Genomic DNA, 23,165 nt, shown 5'->3' with positions numbered 1-23,165 from the left:
GAAAAGAACCGCGGATTTCCGTATAATCAAGCAGAACCCTGAAATTTGACCGGAAAATACAGAAAAATAGAAAGATAGTAAGTTGGAAAGAAGAGGAAAAAATATGAGTGAAATGAATCAGAATAACAATGGCCCGGTAAAGGGCGCGATCCATTCGATCGAGAGCTTCGGATCCGTCGACGGACCTGGCGTACGCTACGTGATTTTCGTGAAGGGCTGCAACATGCGCTGCCAGTTCTGCCACAACCCGGATACCTGGACGATGAAAGATGCCGACTGGCAGACCGCAGATGAGGTGCTGAAAAAGGCGCTCCGCTACAAAAATTACTGGGGCGAAAAGGGCGGCATTACTGTAAGCGGCGGAGAACCGCTGCTGCAGATCGACTTCCTGATCGAGCTGTTCCGCAAGGCAAAAAAGAACGGCGTTCACACAACGCTGGATACCAGTGGAAATCCGTTCACAAGAGAGGAGCCGTATTTCAGCAAATTTAATGAGCTGATGAAATACACCGACCTGCTGCTGCTCGATATCAAGTTGATTGACGACAAGGCGCACAGAGAGCTGACCGGCTGCACCAACGAGAACATCCTCGACCTGGCGCGCTACCTTGACGAGATCGGCAAACCAGTCTGGATCCGCCACGTCCTCGTCCCGGAACGCAGCGACTACGATGAATACCTGATTCGCCTCGATGAGTTTTTACACAGCCTGCACAACGTACAGCGCGTAGAGGTTCTCCCATACCACACCCTCGGCGTATTCAAATGGGAAACCTTAGGAATCCCATACAAACTCGAAGGCATCAACCCGCCGACCAAAGAGCGCGTGGAAAACGCCAATAAACTGCTGCATACGGCGGAATATACGGGATATCTGAAATAAAAAGCAGAACAACAAGAAAAATCTGTGAAAAAGTAACAATTTTTATAAAAATTTTATAGTATTTCTGTTCAAAAACCAGAAGAAAAGGAGTATAATCTATGTTATGGACGAGAGCATGGTTACAATGTGGCGGACATGACAGGGACGACAGCAAAAACACTACGAACCTTTTTGATTCGCCGCGGCAGTTGCTGCATCCACCAAAAATAAGAGCAAAAAGAAAGAAGGATTTACAATGTTTGGTTCAAAAGAGGCATCGGAAGACAAGCTGAAAAAAATGGTGGAAAAAGGAAAATGGGACAAATTAAGAAAACAGTATCTGGATTCGGACAAGATAACGCAGGTAGCGCTTGCAAAAGCCTGTGCAGCTTCGAGAAATGATGGTTCTGTTAATATTCTGACTTCTCTTCTGGAAGTAGACGATGTAGACGTAAAAATCGCGGCCGTTACGAGCCTTGGTGAGGTTGGAGACGATCACGTAACAGCACTGATCCGTCAGCTGGCCGTCAAGACACCGGCAGATCAGACGGAGCTGAAAGCAGCGATCACAAAAGCGCTGGAGAAGATTGTCGAAAGAGCATAAGAGCAGGATCAGTGAAAAAAAGGAAAGGCGAAGAAGTTTCTGTAAAAAGAAGCTCCTTCGTTTTTTTGTTGCAAGGCATATCAGAATCTGCTCCAGCGGATTGTTTTTGCCCGAACAGAAATCTTACAAAATCGTAATAATAATGCAGTTGTATCTATCCCGCAAAAAATGCTATAGTGAAAATAACACAGACACAAAAGCAGAACGCGGAGCGAAAAGCATCCGCAGAAAAAAGGGAGGAAACAAGATGGAATTTGTATTCGAACATGCAACCATGATTGCCGTGATCGCCGTTGTGGTGATCATTCTTGCCATTCTGGCGAGCGGTTATGTGAAGGCGCCGCCGGATACCGCATTTATTATTTCCGGTTTCAAAAAAGGCCAGCGGATCCTGATCGGTAAAGCCGGCATCAAGCTCCCATTCTTTGAGCGGCTGGACAAGCTGAGTCTGAAGCTGGTAGCGATTGATGTGAAGACGAGCGACGCCGTGCCGACCGCTGACTACATCAATATTCAGGTGGATGCAGCCGTCAACATCAAAGTCGGGGACGAACCGCAGAAGCTCCAGAAAGCATCCCAGAACTTCCTGAACCGCGACAGCGAATATATTGCCAAGGTTGCAAGAGAAGTCCTTGAAGGAAACATGCGTGAGATCGTTGGAAAGATGCGTCTGGAAGAGATGGTTTCCGACCGCCAGAAGTTTGCGGAGCTGGTCAAAGAAAATGCAGAACCGGACCTGGCTGCGATGGGACTTGACATCATCAGCTTCAACGTACAGAATTTCGTTGATTCCAATCAGGTCATTGAAAACCTCGGTATCGACAATATCGTAAAAATCAAGAAATCTGCGGCGATCGCCCGTGCCAATTCCGAGAAAGAAATCAAAATTGCCCAGGCGCGTGCAAATAAAGAGGCGAACGATGAGCGCGTTCTTGCCGAGACCGAGATCGCAAAGAAAAACAACGATCTGGCAATCAAGTCGGCAGAGCTGAAAAAAGAGTCCGATATCAAAAAGGCAGAGGCAGATGCAGCGTACAAGATTCAGGAAGAGCAGCAGAGAAAAGAGCTGGAAATCACTTCCGCGAATGCGAACATCGCCCGTCAGGAGCGTGAGGTTGAGCTCCGTGCCAGAGAAGTAGAAGTAACCGAGAAATCCCTCGAGGCAGAAGTCAAGAAGAAAGCCGAGGCCGAGCGTTACGCAAAACAGCAGCAGGCAGAGGCAGATTTGTACCGCCGTCAGAAAGACGCAGAGGCAGACCAGTTCGAAAAAATCCGCGAGGCGGAGGCAAAGAAAGCCCAGGCAGAAGCCCAGCGCTATGCGATGGAGCAGGAAGCACTCGGTATCAAGGCAAAAGGTGAGGCGGAAGCCGCATCCATCCGCGCCCAGGCACTTGCAGAGGCCGAAGGTATGGAGAAGAAAGCCGAGGCTTATCAGCGCTACAACAAAGCCGCAATGGCAGAGATGATGATCAAGGTTCTGCCGGAGATCGCCGGAAAGATCGCAGAGCCGCTCAGCCAGATCGACAAGATTACGATCATCGGCGGCGGAAGCGAAGACAACGGCATCGGCTCCGTAGCGGGCAATGTGCCGGTGGTGATGGCAAAGCTGTTTGAGTCGATGAAAGAGGCGACCGGTGTCGATCTCTCCGAAATCATGAGAGCCGATACGTACGATGCAAAAGTAAACCGCAACATTCAGATCTCCAGCCCGGAAGAACTCAAAGAGTATCTGAAAGCAGAAGCCGGAAAGGCAGCAGCGGATGCAGAAAGCCCGGAAAAAGCGGAAGCATCCGAACCGGTGCAGAAAGACGGCAGCGAGCAGTAAATCCAGAACGGATCATAAAAACAGAAAAAGAGGCAGGGATCCAGAAAAATTTCTTGAGGATCCTGCCTCTTTTGACGTATAGATCGGAAAAAGTTATTCGGCGCCTTTTTCCAGCATGCTCATGAACTCTTTTGCCGCCTGCGGGATCGGCAGATGGGAGCTGTGGGCAACGACAAGCTGGCGCGGCGGAAGCTCCTCCACGAGGTCGAGCTGGAAGGCCGCCGTCTCTTTTACAAGGCAGTAGTCCGGCACAAACGCGATGCCAAGGCCGATACTCGCCAGGTCGATCAGAAGATCGTTGCTGCCAAGCTCAATTTCCGGCACGAGGTCGAGCTGGAACCGCTGAAACTGGCTGTGCAGGAACTCACTCGTCGTACTCTTGCGGTCGAGCATCAGAATCGGGTACTGCAGCAGCTCTTTTAAGTGAACCGGCCTGTTTTCCAGTTCCGGGTAATATTCGCCGTTTGCGATGAAGATATCGTGGAACGAATGAATCGGAATCGTGTGAAGACGGCTGGAAAGATGCGAGTTTGGATAATTGGTCACGATGAAATCCACCTGGCCGGATTCCAGCAGATCGACGCACTGGGTCGAAGTCTGGTTTGTCACCTTGATGTGGACATTCGGAAAGGAGCGGTGGAAACGGTTCAGGTACGGAACAAGGAAATAGCGGCAGATTGTGTCGCTCGCGCCGATGCGGAGCTGGCCGCCGCCAAGCGTTCCCGCTTCCATAATCTGTGCTTCACCGCGCGCAATCAGGTTGATCGCAGGCTCTACGTGGCGCAGCAGCGTTTCTCCCTCCGGCGTTAACTGCACGCGCTTTGTACTGCGGATAAAGAGCGTGATTCCAAGCTTTTTCTCCAGTACCTTGATCGACTGGCTGACCGCCGACTGCGAGATAAAAAGCAGCTTGGAGGCCTCGGAAAAACTGAGTGTGGTGGCAACGTAATAGAAAACCTTATATAACTCGTAATTAATATCCAAAATAAGCACCTCTTATAAAATATGATATCTTCACTCTAGCACACTTCCCCGAAAGAATGCAAGAAAAAATCTGCCGGAACCGTGAACTTTTTCTCCTCTTTTTCGAGTAAGAGAAAATTCACGGTTCCTGCAGATAAGAAAGGGGAATCAGCCAAGCACTTTGGCAATGGCGCTGTCCAGCGTGCGGATCTGGCGCGTTGCAGAGTATCCGTCGAGTTTCGGCATCTGAATATCCATCAGCACCAGATCGAACTGATCCGGCGCTGCGGTGCGGAGCGTCTCAACGGCAACATCGCCGTCGTCTGCAAGGCTGACGGAAAATCCGGCGTTCGAAAGGAGCTCCATCGCGATTTCCTGTACCATATGGCTGACGTTGATCGCCATGCCAAGTCCCGTACCCTGAATGCCGCTGACCGTAGAAGTCTCCTCGCGTGTAAACGATTCAAAGAGGTGCTCCTGGAATTCCCGGCTCATGCCGATGCCGTTGTCGCGGACGTGGAATTCGTAGAGCGCATACCCTTTTTTATAGTACGGTTTCTGAATAATACGGACAATGATGGTGCCGCCGTTCTGTGTGAATTTCGTGGCATTGCTCAGCAGATTCAGCAGAATCTGGTTCAGGCGGAGCTTGTTGCAGAGGATAATAGAAATCCCCCTGTGTTATGAAATATGTAAAGAAATTGCTTACAAAACAAAAATATAAGACAACATATATCTCATTATACTTGATACAGACAAAATTTACCAGCGTTTGTGTAAAAGAAAAGTAAAAAATGGAATGAACGATGCATCCGAAAAACAGATTTTGTTCCGGAATGGAAATGGGAAACAAAGAGAAATAAAAGTTACTTTATATATAAAAGAGCAGAACAGGAAGAAACTTTGAAAAAAGTTGAAGAAAATTACAAATTATTGTGGAATATGTGGAAAAAATATGGTAGGATGGGAGAGAAGAGAAAAGTAGTTTTCAAAATGTTACTTAACGTTCAATGAAAGTTCTAAGGTTACAAAGAAAACAAAAGAACAAGAGGAGAAGGAAAATGGAATTTTTACCAAAGCCGAAAGAGGTAAAACTCCTGACGGGGGAACATGCACTTTGCTATGACGGCAGAATCGTACTGGAGGGCAGACTGCTGGGAAATGGGGATACGTATGCGAAAGTGCTGCAGCAGGGAATCCAAAAGGAAACCGGAATGCAGTATGAGATGGGATACGGTGTTCCGGGAAGAAAAGAGACCGGTGCCATTGTACTGGGACTGGATGAGACGCTGAAAAGCCAGCAGTACATACTGCAGGTGACAGAAGAGAATATTACGATTCAGGGCGGTGACGGAGCCGGCGTGCTCTACGGCGTGCAGACGCTGTGCCAGATGATACACGAATACGGTGCACTGCTTCCGGCTGTGCGGATCGAGGATGAGCCGGATCTGCCGGTGCGCGGCTATTATCTCGATGAGACGAGAGGCCGTGTACTGACACTTTCCTATTTAAAACAGGTGGCAGACCGCATGGCGTACTACAAGCTGAACCAGCTGCAGCTCTATGTGGAGCACACGTATCTGTTCTCGGGACTTTCCGAGATGTGGCGCGATGAGACGCCGCTTACGGCAGAGGAAATCCGCGAGCTGGATGCGTACTGCGCAAAGCTTCATATCGAATTGGTGCCGTCGATCGCAACGTTCGGCCATCTGTACATGCTGCTCTCCACAAAGAGCTATGGCGACCTCTGTGAATTCCCAGACAGCTGGAAAGAGCCGTTTTCCTTCTGGGACCGGATGCAGCATCACACGGTGGATGTCTCCGGCGGCAGAGCGATCGAGCTGATCAAGGCCATGATCGAGGAGTACATGGCGCTTTTTGCCACGGATAAATTCAACATCTGCGCGGACGAAACGTTCGACCTTGGAAAAGGAAAATCGAAACCGCTGGCAGACGAGAAAGGCGTTCACCGCCTGTATATCGACTATGTAAAAGAGCTCTGCGAGTTTCTCGTGGCAAAAGGCAAAAAGCCGATGTTCTGGGGCGATATCATCTGCGCACAGCCGGAGCTGATCAAAGAGCTGCCAGAGGAAACCGTCTGCCTGACCTGGGGCTATGCAGCCGAGCAGAGAGAGCATGAGGCAAAAGTGATGGCGGAAGCTGGTGCAAGACAGTATCTCTGTCCTGGGGTCGGCGGCTGGAACCAGTGGATGAACCTGGTGGAGAACAGCTACAAAAATATCGCACGGATGTGCGGCTATGCGAGAAAATACCATGCGGAAGGTGTTCTGAACACAGACTGGGGTGACTGCGGCCACATCAATCAGCCGGACTTTTCCCTTCCTGGCATGATCTATGGAGCCGTCTTCTCCTGGGGAGACGATACCGACAGCTTTGAGGAGCTGAATGAACAGATTTCCCGTCTGGCCTACGGCGACCGGAGCGGAAAATTCGTTTCCTATATGGCAAAAACGGCAGAATGCTCCATCTTTGACTGGTGGGATGCCAACGTCGTTTACGAGGAAAAAGTGCTCGGTCATCCGAACAACCGGAATGCGCTGTTTGACGCGAGAATCCAGGATGAGGCGAAGCGTGCAGCTGCAAAGGAAACAATTGCGGCTCTGAAAAAAGAACTGAAAAAGACAGCCGGTGCTCTGGAAGAATCCTGCCGTCCAATGGTTCCGGTGCTGGAACTCACGATGGAAGCGATTGACATCTGGAATGAGACGGGCGCGAGAATGTGTGACATTGAGCTTGGAAAAGAAAAGGATGAGACAGCCTGCGCGGCACTTGCGGGACGGCTGGAAACCTGGTTTATGAAGTATAAAGCGTCCTGGAGAAGCATCAGCAAAGAAGGCGATCTGCACCACATTTCAGAGATTGTATTCTGGTATGCCGACATTCTGCGGGGAAGAAAACCGTACGAAAAATAGAAAAAATCCATTTGTGAACAAAGATGAACACAAATAGAAAATAAATGAACGATAAAAAGTAACAAAGAAAACGAAAATTTACATAAAAGTGAACAAAAACACTTGACTTTTGCGCAGAAATGGACGAAGATAGAAGTATCGGATCGAAAGATCAAAAATGTCCGTATGGCGTGACAAGAGAGAAAGAAAAAAATAATTTTCACAGAGGGAAACAATCATGAGTAAAATCATCGGAAACAATCTGCCGGATATGCCTTGGCAGGAAAAACCAGCAGGAGAGCACATGCCGGTATGGCGCTATGATCAGAACCCGATCATCGGCCGTTACGAGCAGAAACGTTCCAACAGTATCTTCAACAGCGCAGTCGTACCGTTCGAGGACGGATACGTAGGTGTATTCCGCTGCGACAGCCGTTCCATCAGCATGGACATCTTCGTTGGAAGAAGTAAAGACGGTATCCACTGGGAGATCGAGGATGAACCGATCAAATTTGAGGGCGCTGACGAGGAGATTCTGACAAGAGAGTACCGTTATGACCCGCGTGTCTGCAAAATCGACGACAAATACTATGTAACCTGGTGCAACGGCTATCACGGCCCGACCATCGGTGTTGCTTACACCTATGACTTCAAGAAATTCGTTCAGCTTGAGAACGCATTCCTTCCATTCAACCGTAACGGCGTGCTGTTCCCGAGAAAGATCAACGGCTACTACATGATGATGAGCCGTCCAAGCGACAACGGCCATACACCGTTCGGCGATATCTTTGTCAGCCAGAGTAAAGATATGGAATTCTGGGGAAGACACCGTCACATGATGAGCCCGGTCCGCGGCGATGAGTCTGCATGGCAGTGCACCAAGATCGGTGCCGGCCCGGTTCCGATCGAAACAGATGAGGGATGGCTGCTGATCTACCACGGCGTTATCACAACCTGCAACGGATACGTATATCGTATGGGATGCGCACTGCTTGATATCGACGAGCCGTGGAAAGTAAAATACAGAACGAAAGACTATATTATGGCTCCGATCACCCAGTACGAGTGCATGGGTGATGTTCCGAACGTAGTATTCCCGTGCGCAACCTTAAGCGATGCAGCAACCGGAAGAATCACTATCTACTACGGATGCGCAGATACTGTAACCGGTATGGCATTCACAACCGTAGATGAGCTGCTGAACTATGTGAAAGAGAATAGCCTTTGATTTATAAGATAACTTAAAAAGCGACAAGTCCGCCGGGCTTACGGGTGAAAGAAGCCTGCAGGTCCGGCGGACTTTCTTTTTAAAAATGACCCCATGGAAAGCATAAGGAGGCACTATGAAATTTGTAAAAGAGCGTGTGAACGTGATCTGCCAGGAACTGGCAAGACTTTCGATTTCACAGAAAATCAAAATCACCGATATGCAGGTGAAAAACGGATGCTATATCACACCGGCAGAGGCCGATGCATCAAAAGAGCCGTGGACATCGTTTGATACGGTCAATGACCGCTGGTACGGACCGGACAAACATTACTGGTTCCGCACCACCATCACCATTCCGGAGAGTTTCGATGGAAAAAATCTCTGGATGAGAGTCCATGCAGGACTGGACGACTGGGATGACGGAAGAAACCCGCAGTTCCTGCTGTTTGCAAACGGCGAAGTGATCCAGGGTATGGATATCAACCACCGCGAAGTACTTGTAAGAGAAAACGCAAAGGCCGGTGAAAAAATCCAGCTTGACCTGCAGTCCTACACCGGAACGCTGCACAGCGAGTTCCGTCTGCTGGCAGACCTTGAGGAGCATGATGCGAAAATCGAGGAGATCTATTACGACCTCATCGTTCCGATGCAGGGCCTGAACCGTATGGACGAGGATAATAAAACGCGTCTGGATCTCGAAACCGCACTGACCAACACGATCAATCTGCTGGACCTGCGCAAGCCGTACAGTAAAGAGTTCTACGCTTCCATCGAAGAGGCAGAAAAATGCATCCAGGAAGAGATCTATGAAAAAATGGGCGGCTGGGACGAAGTTGTGGCAACGTGCATCGGCCACACACACATCGATGTAGCATGGCTGTGGACCATCGACCAGGTGCGTCAGAAATCCTGCAGAAGCTTTGCAACCGTATTAAAACTGATGGATGAGTATCCAAACTATCATTTCATGTCAAGCCAGCCGAAGCTCTACAGCTTTGTAAAGGAAAGACACCCGGAAGTATACGAGAAAATCCGCCAGAGAGTCAAAGAAGGACGCTGGGAGCCGGAAGGCGGCATGTGGGTTGAGGCAGACTGCAACCTGACATCAGGAGAGTCCCTTGTGCGTCAGTTCCTGTTCGGAAAACGCTTCTTCAAAGAGGAGTTCGGCGTGGACAACAAGATCCTGTGGCTGCCGGACGTGTTCGGATACAGCGCTGCCATGCCGCAGATTCTGAAAAAATGCGGAATTGATTACTTCATGACGACAAAGCTGGCATGGAACGAGTTTAACAAAGTGCCGTACGATACCATGAACTGGGAAGGAATCGACGGAAGCAAAGTTTTCACGCATATGATCACAACGCTCGGCGTCGGCCAGCCGGAGACCAGCTTCTTTACGACATACAACGGCATGCTGCATCCGGATGCAATCATGGGCGGCTGGGACCGCTATCAGAATAAGGATATCAACAACGATATTCTGATCAGTTATGGCTACGGGGACGGCGGCGGCGGCCCGACCAGAACGATGCTTGAGACATCCAAACGAATGGAAAAAGGCATCAAGGGCGTGCCGAAAGTACGCCAGGCATTTGCGAGAACGTATTTCGACGAACTGCATGAGAAAGTAAAAGACAGCAAACGCCTCCCAACCTGGATCGGAGAGCTGTATTTCGAGTTCCACCGGGGAACGTATACTTCGATGGCACGCAACAAACGCGGAAACCGTAAGAGCGAGTATGCGATGATGGAATTAGAGCTTCTGTCCGTTCTGGCAGAAAAGGCCGGAAAAGCATATCCGACCGAAGAACTGAACCGCATGTGGGAGATGATCCTGACAAATCAGTTCCACGATATTCTGCCGGGTTCCTCCATCCATGAGGTATATGAGCAGACGAAGAAAGAATACGCGGAGATTGCAGAAACATCTGCAAAACTGATCGGTGAGCGTCTGGATACACTCTGTGCGAAGAAGGACGAGAGTGTGACCGTATGGAATACGCTGGGCCACAGAAGAAACGATATCGTAGAGCTTGGCGCAAACAGCGCAGAGGCACTGACCGACGGAACGAACGTGTACCCGGTACAGCAGACGAAAGATGGAGCCGTTATTTATGCGGAAAACCTGCCGTCCAAGGGATATCAGGTGCTGCGTCCGGTAAGCGGGGCAGCTGTGGAAACACCGTTTGCCGTAACAGAAGCAGGAGAAGGCTATACGCTTGAGACACCGTTCTACACCATCGAGATCAATGCAAACGGCGAATTTACTTCCCTGTTTGATAAAGAGAATGACCGCGAAGTGCTGCAGAGCGGAAAAACCGGCAATGAGCTGCGCATCTATGAGGATAAACCGCTGCAGTACAGTGCATGGAACCTGGATATCTTCCACACCGAGAAATCCTGGAAGGTAGAGGGCGTGCGCCGCATGGAGTGGACAGAAAACGGTCCGGTCCGCGCAACTCTTGAAATCGAGCGTGAGGTCATGGATACCGTGATCCGCCAGCAGATCCACTTCTATGCAAAAGACCGCAGAATCGACTTCGAAACCTACGTTGACTGGAAATTTGCCGAGCATGTGCTCAAAGTTCACTTCCCGGCAGACGTTCACAGCGACGAGGCAACGTACGATATCCAGTTCGGTAATGTGACAAGAAAACTGCACACCAACACAAGCTGGGATCAGGCAAGATTCGAGGTATGCGGCCACAAATGGGCCGATCTCTCCGAGGGAGGCTACGGCGTCAGCCTGATGAACGACTGCAAGTACGGCTATTCCATGAAGGACCGTGTGATAACACAGACCCTGATCAAATCCGGAACCGAGCCGAATCTGACCGCAGACCAGGAAGAACATTTCTTTACCTACTCTCTGTATCCGCACGCAGGAACATGGCGCGAGGCAGGTACGGTACAGGAAGCACTGAACCTGAACGTGCCGGCAAAAGCTGTTTCCAGTGCGGCAGAAAAAGACCGTATGGAATTCCTGTCCGTGGACAAGCGCAACGTTGTGCTTGAGACCGTGAAAAAGGCAGAGGACAGCGATGGCATCATTGTGCGTCTGTATGAGGTGGAGAATGCGAGAACGAAAGTGACACTGCACTGCGCAGATACGATTCTTTCCGCAGAGGAAACCAATCTGCTGGAGCAGCCGGCAGAGAGTGCCATCGATGTGAAAGAAAACGAGATTTCACTTACGATCAAACCGTACGAGATCCGTACCATCCGCATTCGCACGACAAAATAAGAAATCAGAACAGAAAATGCTTCCGGGAGCGCAGAACCAATGCGTTCCCGGAAAAAAGAAAACACAAAAAAGACACCGGATCCGAAATAAACGGAAGACGGTGTCTTTTCAAAAAGCAAAATCAAAAAACGGATGCATCAGTCGCCGGTGGAAGCGCGGTACAGAACTTTGGATTCCAGATACGTGACTTCATGCGGCGTGTGCGGATATTTGATCCGGTAAAGAATCTGAAGCGCCAGGCGGGAGCCGAGCTCCTCATTGAAGACCTGAACGGTAGTCAGATTTTCTGCCAGAAGATCCTCGATATTGTTGTCAAAGCCGGATACGGCAACGTCCTCCGGCACGCGCAGTCCCCGCTTTTCAAGAAGCTGCATCAGAATACAGGCAACGTAGTCGCTGGCGCAGACAAAAGCGTCCGGCATGCGGGAAAGGGAGGAAAGGAAAGAATCGATTTCCTCGCGGTAGGAGTCAATCCCAAGCGGTGTGGTCAGGCAAAGAGAAGGATTCGGTGTTTTTCCGGCATCCATCAGTGCCTGGCAGAAGCCCTCATAGCGTTCGCGGTTGGACTGTGCGTAGCCGATATCACCCATGAAGCCCGGAAGAGTGCATCCTTTCTCGAGAAGATGGGCGGTAATATTGCGGACGCTGTTCCGGCTCTCCATCAGGAGAAGATCGCCGTTCAGTTCATCCGGGGATACGAGGGAGGAAGTGTCCAGGAACACTTTGGGAATCTGTGTCTCTGCGAGCAGACGCAGAAGACGTTCGTTGTACACGTTCAGAACAATGATGCCGTGGACGCTTCCGTTTGTAAGTGTGGGCGGGAGAAAATACGTTTTATCCGCCGAAGTCGGAAGATACGTGTAAACGAGATTGACATTGTGTGTTGAAAATACTTTTGCAATCTGGTGGATGATGGTCATCCAGAAAAGTGAGGTTTCCGGTCTGCAGACGGCAACTGCAATGTTGACCGGCGTGGTCTCCTCCGCGCTGGAAGGATATTGAAAATCTTCCGGGATGGCATAGCCAAGCTCCTGGGCTTTGGCGATGACCTTGGTGCGCAGGGAATCGGAGACACCTTCGTGTCCGCTGAACACCTTCCAGACGGTGGTCCGGGAGATGCCCAGGGAATTTGCAATTTCCTGTAAAGTGACTTTTTTCATAGTTTCAACCGATCCTGTTACAAATTTTAACTACTAACCGATATTATACGCTTAAAGTGTAATTTTTTCAACCTTTCCGTTGGAATACAGAAGGAGGAGATGTGCACGATCGGCACTCGGACAGGAAATCAGGTACGTACGGCTGGTGGTTTCAATGGTATATCCAAGATCTTTTACAGATTTATTCCAGTCGTTCGGTGCATACGCATCCAGCGTTTTCTGCAGTTCATCGAGGCTGCTGCTGTAGGAGCCGGTTGTCTCAAACAGAATATTTTCTGCGTAATACAGCTTGCGGAGCTCCCATTTGCGATACTCGTCCTCCGGAATGGTGCTGTCGCATGGAGCATCCTCGCGGTCCTCGGAGAAGAAGACGAAAGCCCACAGCTCCGGATAATGAATATTGATGACGCCGGTCGGAGCCCATACCCAGTTGTCTTCCGGGAGAACATTTCCGTTTTCATCGGTGCGTTTTACGTAAGTGTTGTCCTTGACGTCCACATTCCACTGCACACGGGAGAAATTCATACGGTAAAATTCTCCGTTTTTCGGTGCGCGGCGCTCTTTCTGGTATTCGTAGAGAGCAGAGAACGGAATCACAACCTCAACACTCCAGCCTTTGTTTTCAGCGGAAGGATCGTTGATTGAACCGTCCACATGGACAGCGGTGCGAAGGCCGTGCATATCGTAGCCATTGAGGCCGCTGCCGCCGTCGCGGTACGGCTCTGCGAGAAACAGATCCCATACCGTGTTCAGAACGTTCATTTCAAATTCATAGTAATGGTACGTATCGGAATCCGGGTCAACGAAGATCTCGAAATCGTTGTCAAAGTAGATGACAGAATCGCGTTCTGTTAAATGACCCCAGATTTCATCGCCGGCAAGGTCGGCTGCAACGTAAAGATTTTCATCATCCCAGAGCATTTTTGCGCGGGTGACAAAACGCGGAAGCGGCATGTGGCTGCCCTGGATATCCAGAAATTCATCGGTATACGGTGCGTCCTCCCAGAATGGTTTGTTGATGTTTCCGTCCAGATGGAACTCTTTTTTTGCGCGGTGGCAGGTATAAACTGGCGGTGCAAACGGGACAGCCGGAACCGGAATCGTGATGTTTTTGCTCATAAGTAAAAACCTCCCTTTGTAATTTGCAAAATTTAGTAGCGAAAGGTATCATAACACTAAAAGTAATAAATTTCAACATGAAAAATGAACAAAAATGAACGAAATATAACTTATTGTGGACAAAAGTAAAAAAATGAGATACAATAAAGCCGTTTCATAAGAGAATTTTGGGGGAAACAGATCAAAAATACACCGGCAGGAAGAAAACGGCCGGGCAGAAAGCATATAAGGAGGAAAATCAGATGGAAGCATATCAGAATGCGGCCTTTTCGCCGGAAGAGAGAGCGAAAGATCTTCTGGGAAGAATGACATTAAAAGAAAAAGTGGGACAGCTCAACCAGCGGCTGTACGGATTCCGCATCTATGAGCGGCAGGGAGAGGAATTTACTCTGACAGATGAATTTAAAGAAGAAGTCGAGCGTATGGGTGGTCTTGGTGTTCTGTACGGCCTGTACCGTGCCGACCCGTGGGCCGATAAGGATGAGAAGACCGGTATCGTGCCGGAGCTCTCCGCAAAAGCCTACAATATGGTACAGCACTACGTCATGGAACATTCCCGCCTCGGCATTCCGATGATGATGAGCAGCGAGTGCCCGCATGGCCATCAGGCACTCGGAGGAGGTCTGCTTCCGGTCAACCTGGCTGCCGGAGCAACGTTTGATCCGGCGCTTCTTTCGAAAGGCTACAAGGCATGCGGAAAGCAGTTAAAGAGCGGTCATGTGGAGCTGGCGCTGATGTCGGCACTTGATATGGCGCGTGATCCGAGATGGGGAAGAAGTGAAGAGTGCTACTCTGAGGATCCATGCCTTGCAGCCGCGATGGCAAAAGCAGCCGTGACCGGCATGCAGTCGACCGGCGTCGGCAGCGTGGCAAAACATTTCTGCGCCCAGGGCGAGACGACCGGAGGTGTGAATGCGAGTGCGGCGAGAATCGGGGAGCGTGAGCTGCGTGAAATCCATTTTCCGTCTGCAAAAGCGTGCTGCGAAGCCGGTGTGGAAGGAATCATGGCGGCGTATAACGAGATCGACGGCGTGTACTGCCACAGAAATGCATGGCTGCTTCGCGATGTACTGCGCGGTGAGATGGGCTTTGACGGCATTGTGATGGCAGACGGACTGGCTGTCGATTTCCTGAAAAACACAGAGGGGGATACGCTGCATGCAGCCGTTGCGGCAAGAAAGGCCGGTGTTGATGTGAGCCTGTGGGATGAAGCCTTTGGCCGTCTCGGTGAGGCGGTTGATCAGGGACTTCTGGAGGAGAGCCAGATCGATGAGGCGGTGCTCCGCGTTCTGAAACTGAAATTTGAAAAAGGTCTGTTCGAGCATCCTTATATGGAAGAAAACATGCTTTCCCCGGAAGAAGCCGGCATCCCGGAGGTATCTCTTGCACTGGCGCGGGAGTCTGCTGTGCTTCTGAAAAATGAAAAGACGATGCTTCCGCTTGCAAAGAAATATAAAAAAGTAGCAGTGATCGGCTACCATGCGGCAGACCGTTACTGTATGCTCGGCGATTATACTCCGCCGGTGCCGGAAAGCGAGTGCGTCACGGTTCTGCAGGGCATGAAGCAGGAAGCACCGGATGGCGTGAAAGTCTCTTATGCGATGGGGTCCGGTTTTTCCGAGGCGGATGAGCATGAAAAAGCAAAAGCGATGGCACTTGCAGAAGAAAGCGATGTGATCGTAGCCGTTGTCGGCGGTTCCTCCTCACGGTTTAGAGGAGCTGTGTTCGATGCAAACGGAGCAGCCTCGAAGGGAACGGGCAGCCGTTCGATGGACTGCGGCGAGGGAATGGACACCGCGAAGGTTCACATTCCGGCCGCGCAGGAAGAACTGATTGCAGCACTTGCCCGCCTTGGCAAACCACTGGTAACGGTTGTAATTGCCGGAAGAGCATACTGTATCGAGAAGATCGAAAATGCTTCCGATGCCGTTTTATATGCATTCTACCCGGGACCGATGGGAGGCAGGGCAGTTGCTGAGCTTCTCTATGGAAGCAGCAATCCGTCCGGCCGTCTTCCGGTTTCTATGCCACGCCACGTGGGACAGATCCCGGTATGCTACAATTATCGGACTTCCGTTGCCCCGGCGTACTGTGATATGACAAGCCAGCCGCTGCATACCTTCGGAGAAGGAAGATCCTACACAACGTTTACCGGCAGTGATGTTTCCGTAACAAAAGAAGAAAATGGTATTTCTGTTTCCTTTACCGTGGAAAATACCGGAAATATGGCCGGAACTTCCGTTCCGTGCCTGTATGTGCGGAAACGTTCCGGCGGCGTTGTGGCAAGAATCAAAGAGCTGAAAGCCTTTACGAGAATTGCACTTGCACCGGGAGAGAAAAAAGAAGCTGTGTTCCATCTTACAAAAGAGGAGCTGAATTTTGTCCAGATTCCGGGAAAACCAGAGGTCATCTGCCATGAGTACGAGCTGATGCTTGAAGATGGAGCAGAGAAATGGTGGACTGGAAACGTGACGGAAATGTAAGAACGGACGAAAAAACATAAAAATATAATAAAAATGAACAAAGAAGGAAACTATATTACAAAATAAAGAAACATAGCTTCCTTCTTTTTGTTTGCAAAAAATGGATAAAAATATAAATGGATCGTATGCTCCGATGCCGTGAAACGAAAAACAAAGGGAAAAACAGGAGAATTTATGGGAAAAGTGCTTAAAAAGTATCGGTTTAAATTGCGTAAAAGTAACAAAATGATATTTGTGTTTAAAAATTAATTGACAAATAAGGAAACAAAATGTAAAATAAATTTATCAAAACAGTGTTGGATAAATCTTAAATAACAGATTTGATTGTGGCAGTTGCACAAAAAAGAAGCAGCATGCGAGGATGATGCGAAAGCAAAATGTTCAAAATGTTCACGACAAGGGATGCTCCAATCAAGGAAAACACGAAACCTTTAAAAGGGAGGACAAGAGAGAAATGAAAGAGAAACCAACAAAAGCAAAGAAAAAAGGCCGCACCATCCGCGCCTTTAAGAGAGACATCTCGCTTTGGCTTTTCTGTGTTCCGGGCGTAATCCTGACATTCATCTTCAGCTACATTCCGATGTATGGTGTACAGATCGCGTTCCGCCGCTTTAATGCGACAGCCGGAATCACAAAGAGCCCGTGGGTAGGCATGTACTACTTTGAGAGATTCTTCAACTCTCCATACTTTGCTTCCACCATCAAGAACACATTGATCCTGAGTCTGTACGGACTGGTTGTATCATTCCCGATTCCGATCATCCTGGCACTGATGCTGAACTCCTTCCGCCATAAGAGATACCGGAAAGTGATCCAGACCGTCACCTACGCGCCGAACTTCATTTCCACCGTAGTTATGTGTGGTATGATCATTCTGTTCCTGTCTCCGTCCGTCGGTGTTATCAACCACGTACTGGAAGCAATCGGAATTCCGGCGGTCAACTTCATGGCGAAAAAAGCCTACTGGAGACACATTTATGTGTGGACCGGCGTATGGCAGAGTACAGGATGGAGCTCTGTTATTTACTTCGCAGCACTCGCCGGCATCAGCCCGGAGCTGCATGAGGCGGCAAAGGTAGACGGCGCAACGAAATTACAGCTGATCCGTCACATCGACCTTCCGCTGATCATGCCGACCGCGACCATTCTTCTGATTATGAACTGCGGAAGCATTCTTTCCGTCGGCTTCGAAAAAGCCTTCCTTCTGCAGAACAACCTGAATGCCAGTGTATCCGAGATCATTTCCACCTACGTCTATAAGGTCGGTCTGATCAACAACGATATGTCGTATTCTTCAGCAATCGGTCTGTTCAACACCATCGTAAACATGGTTATGCTGATCATTGTCAATACGATATCTGATAAACTTTCGGGCAACAGCCTGTGGTAGGAGGAAACAAAAACATGAGTAAAGAAAATACCGCAGTGACAAAAAAGAAAATAAAACGCTGCAAAGAGGACGTCGTTTTTGACGCAGCCTGCTTCATTATCCTGACGCTGGTTCTGTTTGTTGTGGCATATCCGCTGTACTGGGTTATCATTTCATCCATCAGTGCGCCAAGCGCCGTATCGAGTGGTAAAGTACTGCTTCACCCGATCGGATTTACCCTGAAGGGCTACGCAGAAGTATTTAAAAACGACCAGGTTATGAGAGGCTTTTTAAACTCCCTGATCATCACCTTCTGCGGTGTCATGGTCAACCTGATCGTAACGCTTCCGACATCATATGCACTTTCCAGAAGCAATTTCTCCGGAAAGAAACCGATCACCATTTTTTACCTGATCACCATGTTCTTCGGCGGCGGTCTGATCCCTACCTATCTGGTTATTCAGAGACTGCAGATGCTGAACACGATCTGGGCACTGATTCTTCCGGGATGCTTAAGCGTATACAACATGATCGTGGCAAGAACCTTCTTCAAGTCGAACATTTCGGAAGAGCTGTATGAGGCAGCTGAAATTGACGGCTGCACCCAGGCGAGATTCTTTTTCCAGATTGCACTTCCACTTTCCAAAGCGATCATCGCAATTCTGGTTCTGTACTATGGTGTCGGTCACTGGAACTCATACTTCTCAGCACTCGTTTATATTTCGGACAAAGCAAAGTATCCGTTGCAGCTGGTTCTGCGTAACATCCTGATCACGAACCAGACCGCGCTGTCCCAGACAGCAACAACTGCGGCAGCAAGAGCAGCACTGCAGGAAAAACAGCAGCTGATCGACGTTATGAAATACTCGCTGATCATCATCAGCAGTATCCCGGTTCTGGTTATGTACCCACTGGTGCAGAAGCACTTTGTAAAGGGTGTTATGATCGGATCCATGAAGGGTTGATTTACAAGAAGAAGTTTTTTTAACGATTTATCTGCCGCACGGGAAACGGCGGTATGTAAATAAAGAGTCCGGACAACGGACAGGCAAAAGCGCTTCCGGCGGGAAAATGCCGCCGGAACAACACAGGAGGGAAAAATCATGAAAAGAAAAGCAGTCGCAGCAGTTTTAACTGCAGTAATGGTGGCATCTATGTTTACCGGATGTGGAAGTGATAATGGAAGCAGCTCGGCAAAGAGTGCTTCTGCAGCATCCGCAGCATCCGCAGCAAACGACACCGTGGATGAGGACGGAAAAGTAAACGGCATTATGTATCAGGAAGGTCTTCCGCTGGTAGACGAGGGAGATTACACCTTCTCTATCTTCTGCGATGATTCCAGCGAATCCGGCGAGTTTATCATGCTCGATGAGTTCAAAAAACAGACCAATGTAGACGTTGACCTGAAAATTTATCCATACGAAACAGCAACGGAGAGACTGAATCTGGATCTGAACTCCGGAGATTACGCGGATGTGATCGGCGGATGGACCTTAAGCGACAATGCAATCCTGACCTATGGTGTAAACCAGGGCGTATTCATTCCGCTGGAAGATTATTTTGAGAAATATTGCCCGAACATTTCTGCGATCCTGGATCTGCCGGGTGTAAGAGAAAAAATGACAGCACCGGACGGACACATCTACACAATTCCGTACGTATGTGCCGATTCAACCGTTGGATACAGCCCATACATCAATACGAAATGGCTGGAGAATGTTGGCATGAGCATGCCGACCACTACAGACGAGTTTGAGGCAGTCTTGAAAGCCTTCAAAGAGCAGGATGCAAACGGCAACGGTGACGCTTCCGATGAAATCCCGTTCTCTACCGACCCGAACAACAAACATATCGAGGCTATGGCCGGTTACTTCGGACTTCCGATGAACAAACTTGGTATTGCAATCCAGAATGAAAAGGTTGTTTACGGCGGTGTCAGCGATACATACCGTGAGTTCCTTTCCTGGTTCCACAAACTGTATGCAGAAGGACTCGTAGACGTAGAGCTTTACACACAGGACAGCTCCACATGGGAAGGTAAAGGAAATCAGGACCTGTACGGCGTTTCCATCGCATACGGAAGCAACGAGTTTACCGGAATCCCGGCTGCAGAGGAAAGAGGCGATTTCGACTCCATGCCTGTTCTGAACACAGACAAAGACGGAATCTGGCTGCGCGATACGGAAGGCTTCAGCGTATACAGAACCCAGGCTGTCATCACAAACAAGGCAGAGCATCCGGAAATCATCTGCCGCTGGTTTGACAATGCATTCGCACTGGAGAACGGCATCGGCTGCAACAGAGGACCGGTTGGTGTGATTGTAAACAAAGAGGATGACGGATACCATGCGATTGACACCACCACACTGTCTGAGGAAGATCAGGAAAAATATTCCTGGGGCAATCTGTGGCCGCAGTCTCTGCCGAAATATCTGCCGGCAGACTTCGAGTTTGTAGAAGAGCATCCGATGTATGATGAGAAAAAAGCAACAGAGGAAGCTTATGAGGCAAATCTGACCAAAGAGATTATTCCGTCCTACTGGATTGACCTGGATAAGATTGATACCTTCTCTGATACGAACACAGCAATCAAAGATTTCTTTGAGCAGCAGCAGGCGCAGTTCGTATGCGGCGAGCTTGACATCGACAACGATGCTGACTGGCAGGCTTATGTAGACGGTATGTACTCTCTGGGACTTGAGGACTGGGTAGCAACTCAGGGTATTGAGGAAATCGCGAAATAAATAGGAAAAGGTAATGATATTTCCTATGGAATGAAAAAAGGCATATTACAGTGTAAAACGGTAATATGCCTTTCTTTTTGGGCAAGAACTGATACAATGGGAAGGAACAATAAAGGGGTAATTGGATCGGATAAAAAAGCTATGCCCGGAGTCTTTTTTTCTTAACTTTTACGGGAACAAAAAAGAATCCGGGAGTACAAAAAAAGGAGGATCTGGAAGATATGATGCAGGACTGGTTTCGGAACGCAAAGCTGGGCATTTTTATCCATTATGGGATTTATGCGGTGGGTGATGTGTCGGAGTCATGGTCGTTCCACAACGGAAATATCTCTTATGAAGACTACATGAAACAGTGTGAAGGCTTTACGGCATCGAAGTTTGATGCAAAAAAATGGGCGGAGCTGTTTCAAAAAGCAGGTGCGCAGTACGTGGTTATGACAGCAAAGCACCATGACGGCGTGGCACTGTTTGACACCGGATACAGTGATTTAAGTGTTGTGAAGAAAACGCCGGCAGCGCGCGACCTTGTAAAAGAGTATACAGCCGCCATGCGTGAGGCAGGTCTGAAAGTCGGCCTTTATTATTCGCTGATCGACTGGTCGGATCCGCGGTATCGCACGGTTTACCCGGAAGGAATGAAAAAAGAAGACTGTCTGAACGATATCTATGGTTCCCCGGCCGGAAAAGAGGAGGAGCCGCAGAAATGGCAGGAGTTTCTGGAATTCAACAATCATCAGTTAAAAGAACTGATGTCGAATTACGGAACGGTGGATCTTTTATGGTTTGATGGTGACTGGGAACGGAGCGCGGCACAGTGGAAGATGCCGGAATTCAGGGAATATCTGCATACGCTGAATCCGAACGTTGTATTGAATTCGAGAATGCAGGGCTACGGAGATTATGAGACACCGGAGCAGGGAATTCCGCTGTACGGACCGAAAGGCGAGTGGGAATTCTGTACGACGATCAATGATTCCTGGGGATATCGTCCATCGGACAATGATTACAAGAGCAGCGGCCAGATCGTGCGTATGTTCTGCGACTGTATTACCCTCGGCGGAAGAATGCTGCTGGACATCGGACCGAAAGAGGACGGAACGCTCGATGAACGTCAGGAGAAGGTGCTGCTGGATCTTGGCGGATGGATTCATGACCACGAGGAAGCGGTATTTGGAACAGAAAAAGGACTGGATTACAATCATTTTCTCGGCGGAAGCACGATTTCGGCGGATAAGAAGACGATGTATCTTTTTGTCTATGATAAGCCACAGGAGACGTTGTGCGTGAAAGGTATTAAGACACCGGTGAAGAAGGTGACGGTTCTGCATACGGGAGAGGAGCTTCGGTTCTCCTATACGGGTTCCCTTCCATGGAGCGGTATTCCGGGAACACTTTGGATCTGGGCTGGCGAGATGAGTATTCATCCGTTTGCAACGGTTGTGAAGGTAGAGCTTGAGGATGAGATCACCTACAATCTGGGACACGGGGAAGTCGTAACCTTTAATGAGTAAAACGATTCGGACAGAGGAGCTTATGAGATGAAGAGAATAATTGGCTATGTAAATACGGCGGATTTAAATCATATGCGAGAAGAGGATGTGCGGGCACTTACCGTGATCAATATTGCATTTGGTCTGATCCGGGACGGAGAAGTTGTATGGGATGCAAAGGATGCACGGGATGGAATAGTATCCATTCGGAAAAGCAACCCAGAGCTGAAAATTGTATTGTCCGTAGGAGGCTGGGGAGCAGACGGCTTTTCCCAGTCGGCGAGAACAAAAGAGGGAAGAGAGCGGTTTGCTGCGAGTGCGCTTGCAATTGTGAAGGAGTATGGTCTGGACGGTATTGATATTGACTGGGAGTATCCGGGCACATCGCTGGCAGGAATTGCGTCGGACAGATCGGATAAAGAGAATTATACGCTGCTTCTGGCGGAGCTTCGGAAGACACTGGACGCGTACAGAGAAGGCATGCTTGTAACGACAGCAGTCGGCGGAGATGTTTATTTTGCACTGCAGACAGATATGAAGGAGGCCTCCCGGTATCTGGATTATGTGCAGCTGATGACGTATGATCTGCAGGGCGGTTTCCAGAAGGTGACGGGACATCATGCGGCGCTGTATCACAGTGAGGGAAATTTGTTTGACGCATGTGTGGAGAAGGCGGTGAACGGTTTTGCAAATGCAGGCGTTCCAATGGAGAAGCTGATCCTTGGCGTACCGTTTTATTCCAGAAAATGGGATGGAGTAAAAGGCGCCGGATGCCGCAACGGGCTTGGAATGGAAGCAGAGACGGTCGGAGGATATGGCGGTGACTATGGCGAGCTCAAAGAGAGCTGGATCGGAAAGAGGGGATTTATCCGGTATTGGGATGAGCAGGCAAAGGTTCCGTATCTGTTTGACGGGGAAACATTTATCAGCTATGAGGACTGCGAGTCGCTTGGGGTGAAAATTGCGTATCTGAAAGAAAAGGGCATGGGGGGCATTATGTTCTGGGAGTATAAATGCGATCCCAGCGGAGAATTACTTTCATTTATAAAGAAAAATATGTAGCGTAGTGACCCACAGCCGGTATGTGAAAAGGCTCCTCGCTCCGGTGTTCCTGAAAAATCGCAAGGAATCCTTTTTCACATGGCGTCTGCCGCCGGTGGGCGGATGTACGTTGTGGAGA

General features: G+C 49.3%; 16 protein-coding genes. 12 read left to right on the top strand and 4 right to left on the bottom strand.

The features are described 5' to 3' along the window. Positions 1–103 precede the first annotated feature (103 nt). From pflA to DW769_RS10265, 3 genes are all read left to right on the top strand, one after another. A complete protein-coding gene (gene pflA, locus DW769_RS10275; protein WP_330411471.1) occupies positions 104–883 on the top strand; it encodes a pyruvate formate-lyase-activating protein in 780 nt (259 codons plus the stop codon). A 235-nt stretch (positions 884–1,118) separates the two neighbouring features. Then, entirely contained in the window at positions 1,119–1,466 is a 348-nt protein-coding gene (locus tag DW769_RS10270; RefSeq protein WP_118750342.1) for a HEAT repeat domain-containing protein, read from the top strand. A 247-nt stretch (positions 1,467–1,713) separates the two neighbouring features. Next, positions 1,714–3,291 (top strand): flotillin family protein, encoded by a 1,578-nt coding sequence (locus DW769_RS10265; RefSeq protein WP_022463163.1) that lies wholly within the window; start codon positions 1,714–1,716, stop codon positions 3,289–3,291. A 93-nt stretch (positions 3,292–3,384) separates the two neighbouring features. On the opposite strand, the gene DW769_RS10260 is transcribed toward DW769_RS10265, so the two are convergent. Beyond that, positions 3,385–4,275 (bottom strand): LysR family transcriptional regulator, encoded by an 891-nt coding sequence (locus DW769_RS10260; protein WP_022463164.1) that lies wholly within the window; start codon positions 4,273–4,275, stop codon positions 3,385–3,387. 147 nt (positions 4,276–4,422) lie between these two features. Continuing rightward, on the bottom strand, positions 4,423–4,896 hold the full coding sequence (locus DW769_RS10255; RefSeq protein ID WP_264466096.1) for an ATP-binding response regulator: 474 nt from the start codon (positions 4,894–4,896) through the stop codon (positions 4,423–4,425). Between the two features lie 419 nt (positions 4,897–5,315). Here DW769_RS10255 and DW769_RS10250 point away from each other — a divergent pair, with 419 nt between their 5' ends. From DW769_RS10250 to DW769_RS10240, 3 genes are all read left to right on the top strand, one after another. Then, positions 5,316–7,187, top strand: coding sequence for a beta-N-acetylhexosaminidase (locus DW769_RS10250; RefSeq protein WP_118750340.1), 1,872 nt, complete (start codon positions 5,316–5,318; stop codon positions 7,185–7,187). 217 nt (positions 7,188–7,404) lie between these two features. Continuing rightward, positions 7,405–8,394, top strand: a complete 990-nt coding sequence (locus tag DW769_RS10245; protein WP_055221374.1) for a glycoside hydrolase family 130 protein — start codon at positions 7,405–7,407, stop codon at positions 8,392–8,394. 115 nt (positions 8,395–8,509) lie between these two features. Continuing rightward, a complete protein-coding gene (locus DW769_RS10240; RefSeq protein ID WP_118750339.1) occupies positions 8,510–11,620 on the top strand; it encodes an alpha-mannosidase in 3,111 nt (1,036 codons plus the stop codon). Between the two features lie 137 nt (positions 11,621–11,757). On the opposite strand, the gene DW769_RS10235 is transcribed toward DW769_RS10240, so the two are convergent. Then, the gene (locus DW769_RS10235) at positions 11,758–12,780 is read right to left on the bottom strand and encodes a LacI family DNA-binding transcriptional regulator (RefSeq protein WP_055221378.1); all 1,023 of its coding nucleotides are present in this window, start codon (positions 12,778–12,780) and stop codon (positions 11,758–11,760) included. Positions 12,781–12,831: 51 nt separating this feature from the next. Continuing rightward, positions 12,832–13,899, bottom strand: coding sequence for a carbohydrate-binding family 9-like protein (locus tag DW769_RS10230; RefSeq protein WP_055221380.1), 1,068 nt, complete (start codon positions 13,897–13,899; stop codon positions 12,832–12,834). Between the two features lie 242 nt (positions 13,900–14,141). Here DW769_RS10230 and DW769_RS10225 point away from each other — a divergent pair, with 242 nt between their 5' ends. From DW769_RS10225 to DW769_RS10200, 6 genes are all read left to right on the top strand, one after another. Beyond that, positions 14,142–16,382 (top strand): glycoside hydrolase family 3 N-terminal domain-containing protein, encoded by a 2,241-nt coding sequence (locus DW769_RS10225; protein ID WP_147398855.1) that lies wholly within the window; start codon positions 14,142–14,144, stop codon positions 16,380–16,382. A 454-nt stretch (positions 16,383–16,836) separates the two neighbouring features. Beyond that, the gene (locus DW769_RS10220) at positions 16,837–17,772 is read left to right on the top strand and encodes an ABC transporter permease (protein ID WP_022463174.1); all 936 of its coding nucleotides are present in this window, start codon (positions 16,837–16,839) and stop codon (positions 17,770–17,772) included. A 14-nt stretch (positions 17,773–17,786) separates the two neighbouring features. Next, complete coding sequence (locus DW769_RS10215) at positions 17,787–18,716, top strand: carbohydrate ABC transporter permease (RefSeq protein WP_022463175.1); 930 nt, start codon at positions 17,787–17,789, stop codon at positions 18,714–18,716. A 138-nt stretch (positions 18,717–18,854) separates the two neighbouring features. Beyond that, positions 18,855–20,495, top strand: a complete 1,641-nt coding sequence (locus tag DW769_RS10210; protein WP_118750337.1) for an extracellular solute-binding protein — start codon at positions 18,855–18,857, stop codon at positions 20,493–20,495. Positions 20,496–20,707: 212 nt separating this feature from the next. Beyond that, positions 20,708–22,006: an alpha-L-fucosidase gene (locus DW769_RS10205; protein ID WP_273693494.1), complete on the top strand. Its 1,299-nt coding sequence runs from the start codon at positions 20,708–20,710 to the stop codon at positions 22,004–22,006. A 27-nt stretch (positions 22,007–22,033) separates the two neighbouring features. Further along, positions 22,034–23,047 carry a glycoside hydrolase family 18 protein gene (locus DW769_RS10200; protein ID WP_118660427.1) on the top strand — a complete coding sequence of 338 codons (1,014 nt, stop codon included), beginning with the start codon at positions 22,034–22,036 and terminating at the stop codon, positions 23,045–23,047. Positions 23,048–23,165: the final 118 nt, after the last annotated feature.

It is taken from the genome of Blautia sp. AM29-29, assembly GCF_003480555.1.
Taxonomy (GTDB): Bacteria; Bacillota; Clostridia; order Lachnospirales; family Lachnospiraceae; genus Fusicatenibacter; species Fusicatenibacter saccharivorans.
The sequence above is the reverse complement of the archived record's forward strand: the minus strand, read 5'-3'. Positions and strand labels throughout refer to the sequence as shown.

What these genes read in the sequence shown, in the direction of transcription:
- DW769_RS10225 (WP_147398855.1), top strand. Translation starts at nt 14,142, where the DNA reads ATGGAAGCATATCAGAATGCGGCCTTTTCGCCGGAAGAGAGAGCGAAA.
- DW769_RS10245 (WP_055221374.1), top strand. Translation starts at nt 7,405, where the DNA reads ATGAGTAAAATCATCGGAAACAATCTGCCGGATATGCCTTGGCAGGAA.
- DW769_RS10235 (WP_055221378.1), bottom strand. Translation starts at nt 12,780, where the DNA reads ATGAAAAAAGTCACTTTACAGGAAATTGCAAATTCCCTGGGCATCTCC.
- DW769_RS10250 (WP_118750340.1), top strand. Translation starts at nt 5,316, where the DNA reads ATGGAATTTTTACCAAAGCCGAAAGAGGTAAAACTCCTGACGGGGGAA.
- DW769_RS10270 (WP_118750342.1), top strand. Translation starts at nt 1,119, where the DNA reads ATGTTTGGTTCAAAAGAGGCATCGGAAGACAAGCTGAAAAAAATGGTG.
- DW769_RS10240 (WP_118750339.1), top strand. Translation starts at nt 8,510, where the DNA reads ATGAAATTTGTAAAAGAGCGTGTGAACGTGATCTGCCAGGAACTGGCA.
- DW769_RS10215 (WP_022463175.1), top strand. Translation starts at nt 17,787, where the DNA reads ATGAGTAAAGAAAATACCGCAGTGACAAAAAAGAAAATAAAACGCTGC.
- DW769_RS10265 (WP_022463163.1), top strand. Translation starts at nt 1,714, where the DNA reads ATGGAATTTGTATTCGAACATGCAACCATGATTGCCGTGATCGCCGTT.
- DW769_RS10210 (WP_118750337.1), top strand. Translation starts at nt 18,855, where the DNA reads ATGAAAAGAAAAGCAGTCGCAGCAGTTTTAACTGCAGTAATGGTGGCA.
- DW769_RS10230 (WP_055221380.1), bottom strand. Translation starts at nt 13,899, where the DNA reads ATGAGCAAAAACATCACGATTCCGGTTCCGGCTGTCCCGTTTGCACCG.
- pflA (WP_330411471.1), top strand. Translation starts at nt 104, where the DNA reads ATGAGTGAAATGAATCAGAATAACAATGGCCCGGTAAAGGGCGCGATC.
- DW769_RS10220 (WP_022463174.1), top strand. Translation starts at nt 16,837, where the DNA reads ATGAAAGAGAAACCAACAAAAGCAAAGAAAAAAGGCCGCACCATCCGC.
- DW769_RS10200 (WP_118660427.1), top strand. Translation starts at nt 22,034, where the DNA reads ATGAAGAGAATAATTGGCTATGTAAATACGGCGGATTTAAATCATATG.